Source organism: Paenibacillus sp. J53TS2 (assembly GCF_018403305.1).
Classification (GTDB): domain Bacteria; phylum Bacillota; class Bacilli; order Paenibacillales; family Paenibacillaceae; genus Fontibacillus; species Fontibacillus rhizolycopersici.
Genome location: NZ_BOSK01000040.1, coordinates 1 through 265 on the forward strand (window position 1 = coordinate 1; position 265 = coordinate 265).

General features: G+C 57.4%; 1 rRNA gene. It reads right to left on the reverse strand.

From position 1 onward, the window contains the following. Window positions 1–265, reverse strand: a 16S ribosomal RNA gene (locus tag KJS42_RS22975); the annotation flags it as partial.

The window sequence follows — 265 nt, forward strand, 5'->3', positions numbered from 1 at the left end:
AGCCGCCTGCGCGCGCTTTACGCCCAATAATTCCGGACAACGCTTGCCCCCTACGTATTACCGCGGCTGCTGGCACGTAGTTAGCCGGGGCTTTCTTCTCAGGTACCGTCACTCCCCTAGCAGTTACTCTAGAGGACATTCTTCCCTGGCAACAGAGCTTTACGATCCGAAAACCTTCATCACTCACGCGGCGTTGCTCCGTCAGACTTTCGTCCATTGCGGAAGATTCCCTACTGCTGCCTCCCGTAGGAGTCTGGGCCGTGTC